The following is a 15,973-nucleotide window of genomic DNA, read 5'->3' on the forward strand; positions in this document are numbered from 1 at the left end:
GTCGGACGGTGGCGAGGCGACCGGAAGGCCGGTGCGCGCCGGTCGTCGGGCGAGCGGCAGCGCCGTCGCCAGCAGCGCGGCGCCCAGGGCGGGCAGCAGCAGCCGGAGGTCGGCCAGTTCCACCAGGGCCGCGCCCGCGGCCAGACCGACCACGTTCGGCGTGAAGACCAGCGCGTTGGCCGTCGCGGTGGCCCGGCCCAGCAGGTGCCCCGGCGTCTCGCGCTGTACGCCGGTCAGGGCGGCGATCAGCACCGCGGGCAGCCCCGCCCCGATGGCCGCGCTGGAGGCCAGGGCCACGGCGTCGTACGGTGCCGCCCGCACCGCCACCGCCACCGCCAGCAGGGCGACTCCGGCGGCGGCGAAGCGCCGTCCGCCCAGCCGCCGCAGGGCCGGACCGGCGAGCAGCCCCACCACCACCGACCCGGCGCCCTGGACGGCGTACAGCGCACCGGCGTACGCCGGTGAGTGCCCGAGGGCGTCCACGACGGCGTAGGCCGTGGCGCCGTTGACGCCCGCGCACAGCATCGTGACGCCGCCCGCGAGGACGAGCGGACGCAGGCGCGGGTGGCCCCACAGGTACCGGGCGCCCTCGGCCGTCTGCCGCCGCCGGCTCACCGCGGCCCGCTCCGGCGGCGCCTCCCGCACCCGCAGAGCGGCGTACAGCCCGGTGGCCACCACGAACGTCAGCGCGTCCAGTGCCGCCACGCTCGCGCCGCCGTACGCCGCGTAGACGCCCGCCCCCGCCGACGGCGCCACGAGCTTCACGCCCTCGGCGGCGGTCATGCGCAGTCCGTTGAAATCACCGAGCAGGCGGGGGTCGACCGCGGTGGCGACGAGCGCCGACTCGGCCGCGTCGTGGACGACGCCCGCCGCGCCGTACACGAACAGCACCGCGAACAGCAGCCACAGCGTGCCCGGCGAGTCCACGCTGAAGAGGGACAGCAGGAGGCCCGCCAGGAGCAGGTTCGTGGCGATCAGCAGCGGCCTGCGACGGACCCGGTCGGCGAGCGTGCCCAGCGCCGGACCCACCAGCGTCGGCGCCCACATCGCCAGCATGCACAGGGCCGCGAGACCGTCCGAGCCGGTGAGGTCCTTCACCCACACGCCGGACGCCAGCCACAGCGCCGAGGTGCCGAAGCCGGAGACCACCACCCCGGCGAGATACAGGCCCGCGTTGCGGTCGCGCAGGACGCGGGCCACGGACCAGGCCCTGCGCGTCGTCATTCCCGTGTCCGTCGATTCTGTCGTCATGCCTGGTCATCGTGGATCTAAGGCGGGTGGACGGGCATCGGGCAGGTGCCTTAGTGCCGGGCCCGGCGACCGATGAGTTTCGCTGCCGTGATCGGTCCACATCCTCAGAGACACCTCCTCAGAGAGCCGGCCGCGCGTCACAAGGAGCCCCGGATGACCCACGACACCCCCACCCTCGACCTCGGACCGCAGACGCGGATCCTGGCACGTCTCGCCGAGGGCGTGAGCGACACGCGGCTCGCGGACCCGACACCGTGCCCGGACCTGGCGGTCCGCAACCTGCTCGGCCACCTGACCGGCCTGGCCACCGCCTTCCGGGACGCCGCGCGCAAGGACCTGGGCGTCACCACCGACACCAGCCCCGACGCGACCGTGCCGGACATCGGCCCCGGCTGGCGCGAACAGCTCCCGAAGGCGCTCGGCGAGCTCGCCGAGGCCTGGCGCGCGCCCGAGGCCTGGACCGGCATGACCCGGGCCGGCGGTGTCGGCCTGCCCGGTGCGGTCGCCGGCGTCGTGGCCGCCGACGAGCTGGTGATCCACGGCTGGGACCTGGCCCGCGCGACCGGTCAGGAGTACCGCCCCGACCCGGCCGCCCTCCAGGCGTCGTACGGCCTCCTCTCCGCCGCCGCCGAGGAGTCCGACCGGGACACCGGCATGTTCGGCCCCGTCGTCCCCGTGCCCGCCGGCGCGCCGCTGCTGGACCGGGCGGTGGGGCTGAGCGGACGCGATCCCGGCTGGACGCGGCCCGCGTAGCGGCGGGACGGGCGACCGCAACTTTCTTTGTCAGAAGCATTGACGCGGCCCAGCGCCCCTCCTACCTTCAACGCGTCGTACTCCGTACGTCATATATGAGACGCGATACGCGAGATCAGATACGCGAGCCGCCGTTCCGTACCAGCGGATCCGGCTCCGCGGCATCCGGCCCGCGCATCCGACGCGAGATTCCGAGAGGCGCGCATGACCTCTGTGCCCACGCCGATCCCCTCCCGCACGCAGTACGTGCTGGAGGAGATCAAACGCCGCATCCTCACCGGCCGGCTGACGCCCGGCCAGGCCCTGGTCGAGACCGACCTCGCCGCACAGTTCGGGGTGTCCAAGACACCGGTGCGCGAGGCGCTCAAGACCCTGGCCGGTACCGGACTGGTCGTGATGAGCCAGTACAAGGGCGTCACGGTGCGCATGGTGGACGCGGACATGGCGCGCGAGGTCTACGACGTGCGGCTGCTCCTGGAGCCCGAGGCGCTCAGGCGCGCGGTCCGCCGGGGGGCCTCCCTGGACGCCGCCCGCGACGCGCTGACCCGGGCCGACCAGGCCACGGACACGGCCGAACGGTCGCTCGCCAACCGGGAGTTCCACCGCGCCCTGTACGTGCCGTGCGGCAACCCGCTGCTCGCCCGGATGCTCGACGAGGTCCGCGACCAGGCGGCGCTCGTCTCCGCCGTGGCCTGGGCCGCCGACCCCTCCTGGGAGCGGGAGGCGGGCGAGCACCAGGAGATCCTGCGCCTCGCCCTCGCCGGCGACGCGGACGGCGCGGCCCGCGCCCTGCACGCGCACATCGGGTCGTTCGTCGAGCGGGCCTTCCCGCACGCGGAATCCGAGGACCAGGACATCCGGGCGGCACGGGCCCGCACAGCCCAGGAAGAGGACGGTCAGGCATGACGACGACGTTCGAGACCCAGCGGGCGGCCCTGGCCGACGTGGTGGCGATCCCGGTGACCCCGTTCGCCGAGGACGGTTCCGTCGACCCCGCCACCTACCGGGCCCTGCTGCGTCGCCTCCTCGACGGCGGCATCACGACCCTCACCCCCAACGGCAACACCGGCGAGTTCTACGCCCTCACCCCGGCCGAGCGCCGCCTCGTCACCGAACTGACGGTCGAGGAGGCCGGTGACCGCGCGGCCGTCCTGGTCGGGGTCGGCCACGACGTGCCGACCGCGGTCGCCTCCGCGCGGCACGCACGCGAGCTCGGCGCCCGGATGGTGATGGTCCACCAGCCCGTCCACCCCTACGTCTCCCAGGGCGGCTGGGTCGACTACCACCGCGCCGTCGCCGAGGCCGTGCCGGAACTGGGCGTCGTGCCCTACATCCGCAACGCCCAGCTCGCCGGCGCCCGCCTCGCGGAACTCGCCGACGCCTGCCCCAACGTCATCGGCGTGAAGTACGCCGTCCCGGACGCCGCCAGGTTCGCCGCCTTCGCCCGTGACGCCGGCCTCGACCGCTTCGTGTGGGTCGCGGGACTGGCCGAGCCGTACGCGCCCTCGTACTTCTCGGCGGGCGCCACCGGCTTCACCTCGGGGCTGGTGAACGTCGCCCCGGCCGTCTCCCGGAACATGATCGAAGCGCTCCGGGCCGGCGACTACCCGGGCGCCATGAAGGTCTGGGAGCAGATCCGCCACTTCGAGGAGCTGCGCGCCGCCAACGGCTCCGCCAACAACGTCACGGTCGTCAAGGAGGCCCTCGCCTCGCTGGGCCTGTGCCGCCGGGAGGTCCGCCCGCCCAGCAAGCCGCTGCCCGAGAGCGAGCGCGCCGCCGTCGCCGCCATCGCCGCGGGGTGGTCCATATGACCGGCCCCGTCGGAGCGGACGGCCGCAAGCGCCCCGAGGACCTCCGCAGCCACCAGTGGTACGGCAGCGGGGTCTCGTCGGGCCTGCGCTCCTTCAGCCACCGCGCCCGCACCCGCCAGCTCGGCTACCTGCCCGAGGAGCACCTCGGCAAGCCGGTCATCGCCATCCTCAACACCTGGTCCGACATCAACCCCTGCCACGTCCACCTCCGCGACCGCGCCCAGGCGGTCAAGCGGGGGGTCTGGCAGGCGGGCGGCTTCCCGCTGGAGTTCCCGGTCTCCACGCTCAGCGAGACCTTCCAGAAGCCGACCCCGATGCTCTACCGCAACCTCCTCGCCATGGAGACCGAGGAACTGCTGCGCTCCTACCCGGTCGACGGCGCCGTGCTGATGGGCGGCTGCGACAAGTCCACCCCCGCCCTGCTCATGGGCGCCGCCTCGGTGGACCTGCCCGCCGTCTTCGTGCCCGCCGGGCCCATGCTCCCCGGACACTGGCGGGGCGAGACCCTCGGCTCCGGCACCGACATGTGGAAGTACTGGGACGACAAGCGGGCCGGCCTCATCGGCGACTGCGAGATGCAGGAGCTGGAGAGCGGCCTGGCGCGCTCGCCCGGCCACTGCATGACGATGGGCACGGCCTCCACGCTGACCGCCGCCGCCGAGGCCCTCGGGGTCACGGTCCCGGGCGCCTCCAGCATCCCCGCCGTCGACTCCGGGCACGACCGGATGGCCGCCGCGGCCGGGCTGCGCATCGTCGAACTGGTCCACCGGGACCGGAAGCTGAGCGACATCCTCACGGCCGACGCCTTCGAGGACGCCGTCACCACGGTCCTCGGCCTCGGCGGCTCCACCAACGCCGTGATCCACCTGATCGCCATGGCGGGCCGCGCCGGTGTCACCCTCACCCTCGACGACTTCGACCGCATCGCCCGCACCGTCCCGGTGCTGGCCAACGTCCGGCCCGGCGGACAGACGTACCTGATGGAGGACTTCCACTTCGCCGGCGGCCTGCCCGGCTTCCTCTCCCGCATCCCGGACCTGCTCCACCTGGAGAGGCCCACCGTCTCGCACGACACGATGCGCGAACAGCTGGCGGGCGCCCTCGTCCACGACGACGACGTCATCCGCCCCCGCGACAACCCCGTGGCGGCCGAGGGCGGGGTCGCCGTCCTGCGCGGCAACCTCTGCCCCGACGGCGCCGTCATCAAGCACATCGCCGCCGAACCGCACCTGCTCAGGCACACCGGCCCCGCGGTCGTCTTCGACGACTACCGGACGATGCAGCGGACCATCAACGACCCGTCGCTGGACATCACCGCGGACAGCGTGCTGGTGCTGCGGGGCGCCGGTCCCAAGGGCGGCCCGGGGATGCCCGAGTACGGGATGCTCCCCATCCCCGACCACCTGCTCAAGCAGGGCGTGCGCGACATGGTCCGCATCTCCGACGCCCGCATGAGCGGCACGAGTTACGGCGCGTGCGTGCTGCACGTGGCGCCCGAGTCGTACGTCGGCGGGCCGCTGGCGCTGGTGCGCACCGGCGACCCGATCACCCTCGACGTCGAGGCGCGCACCCTCCACCTGGGCGTGGACGACGCGGAGCTGGAGCGCCGCAGGGCCGAGTGGACGCCCCCGCCCGTCCGCTACGAGCGCGGCTACGGCGCCCTCTACAACGAACAGATCACCCAGGCCGACACCGGCTGCGACTTCGAGTTCCTGGCCCGCCCGGGCAAGGTGCAGGACCCGTACGCGGGCTGAGGAAGCCCACCACGCTCATGGAACGTCCGTGGCCTCCGCACCCTTAGAAAGCGCTTCACCCCTACGGACGCCGCACGAACGCCGCACGAACCACGCACGACGTACCAGAACGGAGAACTGTCATGGCCCAAGCCGCAGCCGTGGCGAAACCGCCCGCGCCACCCCGGCGGCGCCGTGCCTCCGCCACGCCGCGCAGGCTCCCGTACCTGCTGATCGGACCCGCCGCCCTGCTGATGCTGGGCTTCATCGCCTACCCGGTCATCAGCGTCTTCTACTACAGCCTGCAGCACTACAACCCCACCAAGCCCTGGCGGGACGGCTACGCGGGCTTCGACAACTTCGTCAAGATCTTCACCGACGACCCGATGTTCTGGGACACCCTGGTCTTCAGCGCCAAGTGGGTCTTCGTCGAGGTCGGACTGCAACTGCTCTTCGGTCTGGCGCTGGCGCTCATCGTCAACCAGACCTTCGTGGGCCGGGGCATCGGGCGCGCCATGGTCTTCTCCCCGTGGGCCGTCTCCGGCGTGCTGACCTCGGCGATCTGGGTGCTGCTCTACAACTCCCAGACCGGCATCACCCGTTACCTCGCCGACATGGGCATCGGCTCGTACGGCACCAGCTGGCTGTCGGACACCTCCACCGTGTTCTCCGCGGCGGTCGTCGCCGACCTGTGGCGGGGCGTGCCCTTCTTCGCGATCCTCATCCTCGCCGACCTCCAGTCCGTCTCGAAGGACCTGTACGAGGCCGCCGAGGTGGACGGGGCGAGCCGGATCAAGCAGTTCTGGCACATCACCCTGCCCCACCTGAAGGACGCCATCATCCTGTCCACGCTGCTGCGCGCGGTGTGGGAGTTCAACAACGTCGACCTGCTCTACACCCTGACCGGCGGCGGACCCGCGGGCGAGACCACGACGCTGCCGCTGTACATCGCCAACACCAGCGTCGACGCCCACGACTTCGGCTACGCGTCGGCCCTGACCACGGTCGCGTTCGTGATTCTGCTCTTCTGCTCGATCGTCTATCTGCGGCTGAGCAAGTTCGGAGGCGAGAACAAGTGATCACCAAGGAGGCCACCGTGGCCGCGCCCGCGCCCGCGCGGGTCGTCCCCGCGCCGCCGCTGCACACCAAGAAGCGCCCGGCCTGGGACGAGGTGCCCCGCTGGCAGATCTACTTGCCGCTCGGCATCTACCTGATCTTCACCCTCGTCCCCTTCTACTGGATCCTGCTCTTCGCGCTGCGCCCGGCCGGCTCGACCTCGCTCGTGCCCTGGCCGATGACCTTCGACCACTTCGAGAAGGTGTGGACGGACCGCAGCTTCGGCACCTTCTTCCAGAACAGCGTGCTGGTCGGCCTCGCGACCCTGGTGATGACCACGCTCGTCGCCCTGGCCGGCGGCTACGCCCTCGCCCGGTTCGACTTCAAGATCAAGCGGGCCTTCATGCTCGCCCTGCTCTGCTCCCAGTTCGTGCCCGGCGCGCTGCTGCTGGTCCCGCTGTTCGAGATCTTCGCCGAGCTGCAGATGATCAACTCGCTCGGCAGCGTCATCATCGCCGAGACGGTCTTCCAGCTGCCGCTGTCGATCATCCTGATCAGCAACTTCATCAAGAACGTCCCCTACTCCCTGGAGGAGGCCGCCTGGGTCGACGGCTGCGGACGGTTCCGGGCCTTCCGGGTCGTCGTGCTGCCGCTGCTGCGGCCGGGTCTGATCGCCGTCGGCTCCTTCGCCTTCGTGCACTCCTGGAACCACTTCCTGTTCGCCCTGATGTTCCTCAACGACCAGGGCAAGCAGACCATCCCGGTCGGCCTCAACACCCTGATGAGCGCGGACAGCGTCGACCTCGGCGCGCTCGCCGCCGGCGGCATCATCGCGGCCGTCCCCGTGGTGGTCGTGTTCGCCTTCATCCAGAAGTGGCTGATCACCGGCTTCAGCGCGGGGGCGGTCAAGGGATGAGACTGCGCCATGCGGCCGTCGCCGCCGGACTGCTGACCCTGCTCTGCGTCCCCGCCCAGGCCGACGACACCCGTGACATCGGCCGCGAGACCCTCGCCCCGAACGACGGCTGGGCCCCGGCCGGGGGCGGCACCACGGGAGGCGCCGCGGCCGACGACGCCCACGTGTACACCGTGACCGACCGGGCCGGGCTCGTCCGCGCCCTCGACGGGGGCAGCGACACCCCGAAGATCATCCGGATCGCCGGGACCATCGACGCCAACACCGACGACGACGGCAGGCGGCTCGACTGCGCCGACTACGCGACCGACGGCTACAGCGTGAAGAAGTACCTGGCCGCCTACGACCCCCGCACCTGGGGGCAGGCCAAGCCCAGCGGCCCGCAGGAGGAGGCCCGCAAGGCCTCCGCCGCCCGGCAGGCCGAACGGGTCGTGCTGCCCGTCGGCTCGAACACCACCCTCGTCGGCCTCGGCGACGACGCCGTCCTCAAGGGCGCGAGCCTCCAGGTGAGGAACGCGGACAACGTCATCGTCCGCAACCTGGAACTGCGCGACGCCTACGACTGCTTCCCCGCCTGGCAGCCCAACACCGGTGGCCTCGGCGACTGGAAGACGGCCTACGACAACCTCTGGCTGAACGGCGCCACCCACGTCTGGATCGACCACGTCACCGCGAGCGACAAGGGCCACCCGGACGAGAAGGAGCCGACCTACTTCGCCCGCAACTACCTGCGCCACGACGGCCTGCTCGACATCACGGGCGGCTCCGACCTGGTCACCGTCTCCTGGAGCCGGTTCGCCGACCACGACAAGGCGATACTCATCGGCAACGGCGACTCGGTCACCGGTGACCGCGGCAGGCTCCGGGTCACCCTGCACCACAACGAGTTCGAGTCCGTCGCCCAGCGCGCCCCGCGCGTCCGCTTCGGCCAGGTGCACCTCTACAACAACCGGTACGTCGTCGACGACGGGGACGCGGACTACCGCTACTCCCTCGGCGTCTCCACCGAGTCCGCCATCCACGCGGAGAACAACGCATTCACCACTCCCGGCCACGTCGAGGCCGCCGACCTGGTCAAGAGCTGGAACGGCAGCGCCCTGCACGCGAGCGGCACCCTCTTCAACGGCTATCCGGTGGACCTGCTCGCCCTCCACAACGCCTACAACTCGGGCAGCGAGCGCGACCTGACCGCCGACGTCGGCTGGACGCCCGTCCTGCACGGCACGGTCGACAGCGCCGCCGCGGCCGACCGGGCGGTGGCGAGGGACGCGGGCGCGGGGAGGCTGCGATGAACGCACCGCTGCCCGTCGTCCTCGCCGGTGCCCGCGGCCACGGCCGCTGGCACGTCGCCAACATCCGCCGTCTGGAGCGGGCGGGCCTGGTCCGGCTGGCCGGCGTCTGCGAGCTCACCCCGCTGACCGAGGAGGAGGCCGGCGGTGGACTGCCCGAGCAGTCGTCCGACTTCGGCGCCCTGCTCGACTCCACCGGCGCCCGGATCGCCGTGATCTGCACGCCGATCCCCACCCACACCGACCTCGCGCTGACCGCGGCCCGCCGGGGCGTGCACCTGCTGCTCGAGAAGCCCCCGGCGCCGTCGTACGCCGAGTTCCGGCGCATGGCCGACGGGGTCGCCGAGGCCGGTGTCGCCTGCCAGGTCGGGTTCCAGTCGCTGGGCTCGCACGCCGTTCCCGCGATCCGCGCGCTGATCGCCGAGGGCGCGGTCGGCGAGGTGACGGGCGTCGGCGGAGCCGGTGCCTGGGTGCGCGACGAGGCCTACTTCCGCCGGGCACCCTGGTCGGGCAGGCGGCGGATGGACGGCGCCGACGTGATCGACGGGGCGCTGACCAACCCCCTCGCGCACGCCGTGGCCACCGCCCTCGCGCTGGGCGGCACCGCCCGCGCCGAGGACGTCACCGGCATCGAGACCGAGCTGAGCCACGCCAACGACATCGAGGCCGACGACACCTCCTGCGTACGGATCACCACCGCGCGCGGCCACCGTGTCACCGTGGCCGCGACCCTGTGCGCCGAGCGGGCCGACGAGCCGTACGTCGTGGTGCACGGCAGCAGCGGCCGCATCACCTTCTGGTACAAGCAGGACCGTGTCCTGCTCCAGCGCGGTGGACACGGCCCCGAGGAGTACGAGTACGACCGCACCGACCTGCTGGAGAACCTGGTCGCGCACGTCACCTCCGGCGCCGGCCTGCTGGTCCCCCCGGACGCGACGGGCGCCTTCATGCGGGTCGTGGAGGCGGTCCGCCGGGCCCCCGACCCGGCCAGGCTGCCCGACGCCGCCTGGCGCCACGTCCCCGGTGAGGGCCGCCGCGTGGTTCCCGGCATCGACTCCCTCGTGGCCGCCGCCGCCGACACCCTCTCCCTGTACTCCGAACTGGGCGCCCCCTGGGCGCCGCGCACGGAGCACCCGCTGAAAGAGGTGAGCACCCGATGACCGGCACCGACTCGCCGGTGCTGCGCGTGGCGGGCCGCCCCGTCGGCCGGTACGTCACCCGGCCCGAGCTGCCCGCCCGGCTCTCCCCGCGCCCCCACCTGCACCCCGTCACCACCCTGGCCGGCACCGCGGTGACCGAGTTCAGCCCCGCCGACCACCTCCATCACCTCGGCGTCGGTGTCGCCGTTCCCGACGTCGAGGGGCACAACTTCTGGGGCGGGCGCACCTACGTCCGCGACCGGGGTCCGACCGAACTGGACAACCACGGTGCCCAGCGGCACACGGCGTTCCAGCTCCGCGACCCCGACGGCTTCGTCGAGGAGCTGCGCTGGGTCGCCGCCGGCACCGAGCTGCTGCGCGAGCGCCGTATGGTCGCGGCCACCGGGCTGACCGCCACCGCGTGGGCGCTGGACTTCACCTTCTCCCTCACCAACGTCACCCCCGACCCGCTCACCATCGGCAGTCCCGCCACCAACGGACGCCCCGGCGCGGCCTACGGCGGCTTCTTCTGGCGGGCCCGCAAGGAGGGCACGGCCCCGACGGTCTTCACCGCCGACCGCGAGGGCGAGCCGGAGGTGCACGGCAGCCGCGCCGACTGGCTGGCCCTGGCCGGCGACACCTGGACCCTGGTGTTCGCCGGCGCCACGGAGCGGACCCGGCGCGACCCGTGGTTCGTGCGCACCGAGGAGTATCCGGGCGTCGGCTCCTCCCTGGCCCACGACGAACGACTGGTGGTCGCCCCCGACGACACCGTCGTCCGCCGGGTCGTCACCGTCGTCGCCGACGGCCGCCTCGGCACCGAAGACGCCGCGAACCTCGTACGAAAGGCGGTGAGCCCGTGACCTCCGAGGCCGCGCCCACCTACACGAACCCCGTCCTGAACGCCGACTGGTCCGACCCGGACGCCGTCCGCGTCGGCGACGACTTCTACCTGACGGCCTCCAGCTTCGGCCGTGTCCCCGGCCTGCCGCTGCTGCACTCCCGCGACCTGGTCAACTGGACCCTGGTCGGCCACGCCCTGACCCGGCTGGAGCCGGCGGAGGCCTTCGCGACGCCCCGTCACGACTGCGGGGTCTGGGCCCCGTCCCTGCGCCACCACGACGACCGCTTCTGGATCTTCTGGGGCGACCCCGACCACGGCGTCTTCCAGGTCAACGCCCCCGAGATCCGCGGTCCGTGGACCGCGCCCCACCTGGTCAAGGCGGGCAAGGGCCTGATCGACCCCTGCCCGCTGTGGGACGAGGAGACCGGAGAGGCGTACCTCGTGCACGCCTGGGCGAGGTCCCGCTCCGGCATCAAGAACCGTCTCACCGGCCACCGCATGCGTCCCGACGGCACCGAACTGCTCGACGAGGGCCGGGTGATCGTCGACGCGGACCGCATCCCCGGCTGGTTCACCCTGGAGGGCCCCAAGCTCTACCGGCACGACGGCTGGTTCTGGATCCTGGCGCCCGCCGGGGGAGTGGAGACCGGCTGGCAGGGCGCCTTCCGCTCCCGTGACTTCTTCGGGCCGTACGAGGAGAAGGTCGTCCTCGAACAGAAGGACACCGACGTCAACGGCCCCCACCAGGGCGGCTGGGTGCGCACCGCGTCCGGGGAGGACTGGTTCCTGCACTTCCAGCAGCGCGGCGCGTACGGGAGGGTGGTCCACCTCCAGCCGATGAGCTGGGGCGCGGACGGCTGGCCGGTCGTCGGCGACGACGGCGCCCCCGTCACCGAGCACCGGCGTCCCGGCCTGCCGCCGCAGCCACCGGCCGCGCCCGCGACCGACGACGACTTCCCCGGTGGGCGGTTCGGCCGCCAGTGGTCGTGGACGGCCAACCCCCGCGACGGCTGGACCACCCAGCACTCCGGGGACGGGCTGCGGCTCGCCTGCGTCCGTTCGGCCGACGCGCACGACCTGCGCAGGCTGCCGAGCATCCTCACCCAGCGGCTGCCCGGCATGCCGTCGGCCGTGGAGGTGGAGCTGCGCCTGGACAGCGAGGAGCCGGGCGCCCGCGCCGGGCTCGCGGTGCTCGGTGACGCCTACCGCTGGATCGGGCTCGAACGGGCCGCGGACGGGGCGGTGCACCTGGTGCACCGGTTCGCCGAGTCGGTGGCGGAGGCCGAGCGGGACGCCGACCACCCCCGGCCCGCCCCCCAGGGACGGGTCAGGCTGCGGATCGAGACCGCCCCCGGGGCACGCTGCCGCTTCTCCTACGACCTCGGTGACGGCCCGCGGCCCACCGGCCAGGTCTTCGCCGCCACCCCCTGGCGCTGGGTCGGCGCCCTGCTCGGCCTGTTCGCGCTCGCGCCCACCGGCCAGGGACACGCCGGCGCCGCCGAGTTCACCCGGTTCCGGATCACACCCCGGTAACCGCCTCATTCAACAGGCCTGTTGGGAGCCGCAATGACGCACCTCCGTAGCAAGCGCTTGCCGAGAACCGGTGGCACCCTCGCCGCCGTCCTGGGCATGGTCACGGCCCTGGCCCTCGGTGCGGCCGGGGAGACGCACGCCACCGCTCCACCGGGCGGGCGGACGGCCGGCAACCCGCACCTGACCGACCGGCCGCACGGTTTCGCCTCCCTCGCCGGCGGCACCACCGGCGGTGCGGGCGGCAGGGTCGTCACCGTCACCGACCAGGCCGCGCTGGCGAAGTACGCGGTGGCCGAGGAGCCGTACGTCATCCGGGTCGCGGGCGCGATCGACGTCGAGCCCTTCGGGGCGGAGATCGTCGTCGCCTCGAACAAGACGATCACCGGGGTGGGCGACACCGGCGAGATCGTCCACGGCGAGCTGAACCTGAAGCCCGGCACGCACAACGTCGTCATCCGCAACCTGACGATCCGCGACTCGGCGGTCGCGGGGAACTGGGACTGCAAGGACACCGACTTCGACGGCATCCAGATGGACACCGTCCACCACGTGTGGGTCGACCACAACCGCTTCTCGAACATCTGCGACGGGCAGTTGGACGTCCGCAAGGACAGCGAGTACGTGACCGTGTCGTACAACCGGTTCGAGAACAACAACAAGACGTTCGGACTGGGCTGGACGAAGAACGTCAGGACGCAGATCACGATCGACCACAACTGGTTCGCGGGCACCAAGCAGCGCAACCCCTCCGTGGACAACGCCGCCTACGCGCACCTGTACAACAACTACCTGACGGCGCAGGCCGATCCGGGCGACCCCGTGTGGACGTACGGGAACTGGGCACGCGGTGCCACGAAGATGGTCATCGAGAACAGCTACTACCGGGACGTCCAGCACCCGTACCAGGCCGACACCACCGCGCAGCTGGTGGAGCGCGGATCGATCCTGCGCAACACCACGGGCCGCCACGACGAGTGGGGTGCCGCCTTCGACCCGCGGGACTTCTACGCCTACCGGCTCGACCCGGCGGCGGCCGTGCCCGCGCTCGTGAAGCGCTTCTCCGGGCCGCAGAAGCAGATCGGCACCCACTGACCCCCCACGCGTTCCGCACGTTCACCTCTTTCGTTGGACCCAGAAGAAGAGAGCCGACCGATGAAGACCAGCACGCGCAGCAGCAGAAGCACAGGCAGGCGCCGGACGTCCGCCGTCGTCGCCCTGGGGGCCGTACTCGCGCTGACCGCCACCGCCTGCGGTGACGACGGCAGTGGGGCGGGCGGCGACAAGGGCGCCGAGGGCAGCGGCAAGGGGAAGATCGTCTTCTGGGACAACAACGGCGGTATCCGTACGGCCGTCTGGAAGGAGATCATCGCCGACTTCGAGAAGGCGAACCCGGACATCGACGTCGAGTACGTCGGGATCGCCGCCACCGAGTACCAGTCGAAGGTCGACACGGCCATCCAGGGCGGCGGCCTGCCGGACGTCGGCGGTGTCGGCGCGGCGATGCTCGCCGGGTTCTCGGCCCAGAAGGCGCTGGAGCCGCTGGACAACCGGCTCACCGGGTCGTCCCTGAACGGCAGGGTCAACAAGGACATGATCGAGTCGCTGCGGGCCGCCGGAGGCGGCGACGGCCGGCTGTACTCGGTGCCGACCTCGGCCAACAACGGCGTCCTCTACTACCGCACCGACCTGTTCGACGCGGCGGGCCTGGAGGCGCCGACGACCTGGGAAGCCTTCTACAAGGCCGCCGACAAGCTGACGAACGCGGACAAGAACGAGTTCGGCTACACCATCCGCGGCGGCTCCGGCTCCGTCGCGCAGGCGCTCGACGCGATGTACGGGCAGTCCGGCATCACCTCGTTCTGGGACTCCCAGAAGAAGGCGACCACCGTCAACGACCCGAAGAACGTCGAGGCGCTGGAGAAGTACGCCGGCCTGTACAAGAAGGTCACGCCGGCCGCCGACGTCAACAACGACTTCGCCAAGATGGTCGCCCAGTGGGACTCGGGCACGATCGGCATGCTCCACCACAACCTGGGCTCCTACCAGGACCACGTGAAGGCGCTCGGGGTCGAGAAGTTCCGCGGCATCCCGCAGCCGGTCGGCGCCTCCGGCAAGCGCGTCCAGGTGTCCAACCCGGTCGACGGGCTCGGCATCTTCAAGAGCTCCAAGAACAAGGAAGCCGCCTGGAAGTTCATCGAGTTCGCCACCTCGCACCAGCAGAACTCCAGGTTCAACGAGTCGGCCGGGCAGGTGCCGTCGAACACCGAGGCGGCGAAGGACGGGTGGATCCAGAAGGCCGAGCCGACGAAGCTCGCGGCCCAGGCACTGAACGACGGGTCCACGACCATCGTCCAGCTGCCGTACTACCTGCCGGACTGGAACACGATCTCCAAGGCGGACAACGAGCCGAACCTCCAGAAGGTGCTGCTGGGGAAGATGAGCGCGAAGGACTTCCTGGACACCATGGCCGAGCAGCTGAACGAGGCGCAGGCCGAGTGGAACGAACAGATGGGTTAGCGCGGTTGCGGCTCTCGCCGTGGGACGGCCTGCGGAGCGCAGACCGCGGGCCGTCCCCGGCCGGCCGCGCCCGTGCGACGGAGCCGCACGTCACAACAGTCCGCGCCCCCGAGGGTGCTGTCCGTCCCCCTCCCGAAAGGCACACCGGCGTGTCACTCAGCCGAAGGCAAGTCACCACAGCCGCCGTCGCCGCCGCCCCCCTGGCGTTCGCCGCGACCGGTACCGCACAGGCCGGAGGGCGTCGCCCCCGCACGCTGTACATCGCGGGCGACTCCACCGCCGCCCAGAAGTACGCCGACGCCGCGCCCGAGACCGGGTGGGGCACGGCACTGCCGTTCTTCCTCCGCAAGGAGCTGTCCGTCGCCAACCACGCGGTGAACGGGCGGAGCTCGAAGAGCTTCGTGGACGAGGGGCGGCTGGACGTGGTCCTCGGCCTGATCCGGCCCGGCGACCTCCTCCTCGTCCAGTTCGCGCACAACGACGAGAAGGAGGCGGATCCCACCCGCTACACCGAGCCCTGGACGACGTACCGGGACCACCTGCGCCGGTACGCCGACGGGGCCCGGGCCCGCGGGGCCCGGCCGGTGCTGGCCACCCCCGTCGAGCGGCGCCGGTTCGACGCGGCCGGAACCGCCAGGCCCAGCCACGGGGAGTACCCGGCGGCGATGCGGGCGCTCGCGCGGGAGGAGGGTGTGGCGCTGCTCGACGTCCAGGCGCTGTCGCTCGCGCTGTGGCAGCGGCTCGGCGCCGAGGGGACCAAGGCGTACTTCAACTGGACCGCCACCGAGCAGGACAACACCCATCTCAATCCGCCGGGCGCGATCGCGGTCGCCCGGCTCGTCGCGCGGGAGCTGCTGCGCACGCGGGTGCTGGCGCACCGGGACGTGCGCCGGCTGGACGAGGAGATTCCCGAGTCCTGGATCAGCTGGCCCGCACCGGCCACCGCGTAACAACCCCGACCCCGGAAAAGGGAGAGCCGCACCATGAGCACACGGAGATGGCATGCGCATGCCAGTAAAGGCGCCGCGCTGGCCGGCTGCACCGCCCTCGTGCTGAGCCTGACCGCCGCCACCGCCGCCACCGCCGCCACCGCCGCCACCGCCGCCACCGCCGCCACCGCCGCCACCGCCG

13 protein-coding genes and 1 pseudogene are annotated in these 15,973 nt (G+C 72.2%); 13 read left to right on the plus strand and 1 reads right to left on the minus strand.

Features of this window, described 5'->3' with window-relative positions:
- Positions 1-1,251, minus strand: a 1,251-nt coding sequence (locus KUM32_RS27675; RefSeq protein ID WP_374227558.1) for an MFS transporter, incomplete at its 3' end; no start/stop codon positions are given.
- A 153-nt stretch (positions 1,252-1,404) separates the two neighbouring features.
- Between KUM32_RS27675 and KUM32_RS27680 the strand changes: the two genes are divergently transcribed.
- From KUM32_RS27680 to KUM32_RS27740, 13 genes and pseudogenes are all read left to right on the plus strand, one after another.
- Positions 1,405-2,004: a TIGR03086 family metal-binding protein gene (locus KUM32_RS27680; RefSeq protein ID WP_217144700.1), complete on the plus strand. Its 600-nt coding sequence runs from the start codon at positions 1,405-1,407 to the stop codon at positions 2,002-2,004.
- A gap of 204 nt (positions 2,005-2,208) precedes the next feature.
- Positions 2,209-2,910 (plus strand): GntR family transcriptional regulator, encoded by a 702-nt coding sequence (locus tag KUM32_RS27685; protein WP_217144701.1) that lies wholly within the window; start codon positions 2,209-2,211, stop codon positions 2,908-2,910.
- Positions 2,907-3,815, plus strand: coding sequence for a dihydrodipicolinate synthase family protein (locus tag KUM32_RS27690; RefSeq protein ID WP_217144702.1), 909 nt, complete (start codon positions 2,907-2,909; stop codon positions 3,813-3,815). Before KUM32_RS27685 ends, KUM32_RS27690 begins: the two co-directional genes overlap by 4 nt.
- Entirely contained in the window at positions 3,812-5,569 is a 1,758-nt protein-coding gene (gene araD, locus KUM32_RS27695) for an L-arabinonate dehydratase (protein ID WP_217144703.1), read from the plus strand. The genes KUM32_RS27690 and araD overlap by 4 nt, the downstream gene beginning before the upstream one ends.
- Positions 5,570-5,691: 122 nt before the next feature.
- On the plus strand, positions 5,692-6,627 hold the full coding sequence (locus tag KUM32_RS27700; protein WP_217144704.1) for a carbohydrate ABC transporter permease: 936 nt from the start codon (positions 5,692-5,694) through the stop codon (positions 6,625-6,627).
- On the plus strand, positions 6,624-7,520 hold the full coding sequence (locus KUM32_RS27705) for a carbohydrate ABC transporter permease (protein WP_217144705.1): 897 nt from the start codon (positions 6,624-6,626) through the stop codon (positions 7,518-7,520). The genes KUM32_RS27700 and KUM32_RS27705 overlap by 4 nt, the downstream gene beginning before the upstream one ends.
- Positions 7,517-8,812, plus strand: coding sequence for a polysaccharide lyase family 1 protein (locus KUM32_RS27710; protein WP_217144706.1), 1,296 nt, complete (start codon positions 7,517-7,519; stop codon positions 8,810-8,812). The genes KUM32_RS27705 and KUM32_RS27710 overlap by 4 nt, the downstream gene beginning before the upstream one ends.
- Positions 8,809-9,969 carry a Gfo/Idh/MocA family protein gene (locus tag KUM32_RS27715; RefSeq protein WP_217144707.1) on the plus strand — a complete coding sequence of 387 codons (1,161 nt, stop codon included), beginning with the start codon at positions 8,809-8,811 and terminating at the stop codon, positions 9,967-9,969. Before KUM32_RS27710 ends, KUM32_RS27715 begins: the two co-directional genes overlap by 4 nt.
- Positions 9,966-10,811, plus strand: a complete 846-nt coding sequence (locus KUM32_RS27720) for a PmoA family protein (RefSeq protein ID WP_217144708.1) — start codon at positions 9,966-9,968, stop codon at positions 10,809-10,811. Before KUM32_RS27715 ends, KUM32_RS27720 begins: the two co-directional genes overlap by 4 nt.
- A complete protein-coding gene (locus tag KUM32_RS27725; RefSeq protein WP_217144709.1) occupies positions 10,808-12,325 on the plus strand; it encodes a glycoside hydrolase 43 family protein in 1,518 nt (505 codons plus the stop codon). Before KUM32_RS27720 ends, KUM32_RS27725 begins: the two co-directional genes overlap by 4 nt.
- Before the next feature lie 33 nt (positions 12,326-12,358).
- Positions 12,359-13,411 (plus strand): annotated as a pseudogene (locus tag KUM32_RS27730) (polysaccharide lyase family 1 protein); the annotation flags it as partial.
- A gap of 66 nt (positions 13,412-13,477) precedes the next feature.
- On the plus strand, positions 13,478-14,842 hold the full coding sequence (locus tag KUM32_RS27735; protein ID WP_217144711.1) for a sugar ABC transporter substrate-binding protein: 1,365 nt from the start codon (positions 13,478-13,480) through the stop codon (positions 14,840-14,842).
- 149 nt (positions 14,843-14,991) lie between these two features.
- Positions 14,992-15,792: a rhamnogalacturonan acetylesterase gene (locus tag KUM32_RS27740; protein WP_217144712.1), complete on the plus strand. Its 801-nt coding sequence runs from the start codon at positions 14,992-14,994 to the stop codon at positions 15,790-15,792.
- Positions 15,793-15,973: the final 181 nt, after the last annotated feature.

The organism is Streptomyces sp. AC627_RSS907, assembly GCF_019049165.1.

Excerpts from the sequence above, each read along its gene's own strand:
- KUM32_RS27735 (WP_217144711.1), top strand. The coding sequence starts at position 13,478 with ATGAAGACCAGCACGCGCAGCAGCAGAAGCACAGGCAGGCGCCGGACG.
- KUM32_RS27715 (WP_217144707.1), top strand. The coding sequence starts at position 8,809 with ATGAACGCACCGCTGCCCGTCGTCCTCGCCGGTGCCCGCGGCCACGGC.
- araD (WP_217144703.1), top strand. The coding sequence starts at position 3,812 with ATGACCGGCCCCGTCGGAGCGGACGGCCGCAAGCGCCCCGAGGACCTC.
- KUM32_RS27680 (WP_217144700.1), top strand. The coding sequence starts at position 1,405 with ATGACCCACGACACCCCCACCCTCGACCTCGGACCGCAGACGCGGATC.
- KUM32_RS27720 (WP_217144708.1), top strand. The coding sequence starts at position 9,966 with ATGACCGGCACCGACTCGCCGGTGCTGCGCGTGGCGGGCCGCCCCGTC.
- KUM32_RS27690 (WP_217144702.1), top strand. The coding sequence starts at position 2,907 with ATGACGACGACGTTCGAGACCCAGCGGGCGGCCCTGGCCGACGTGGTG.
- KUM32_RS27710 (WP_217144706.1), top strand. The coding sequence starts at position 7,517 with ATGAGACTGCGCCATGCGGCCGTCGCCGCCGGACTGCTGACCCTGCTC.
- KUM32_RS27700 (WP_217144704.1), top strand. The coding sequence starts at position 5,692 with ATGGCCCAAGCCGCAGCCGTGGCGAAACCGCCCGCGCCACCCCGGCGG.
- KUM32_RS27685 (WP_217144701.1), top strand. The coding sequence starts at position 2,209 with ATGACCTCTGTGCCCACGCCGATCCCCTCCCGCACGCAGTACGTGCTG.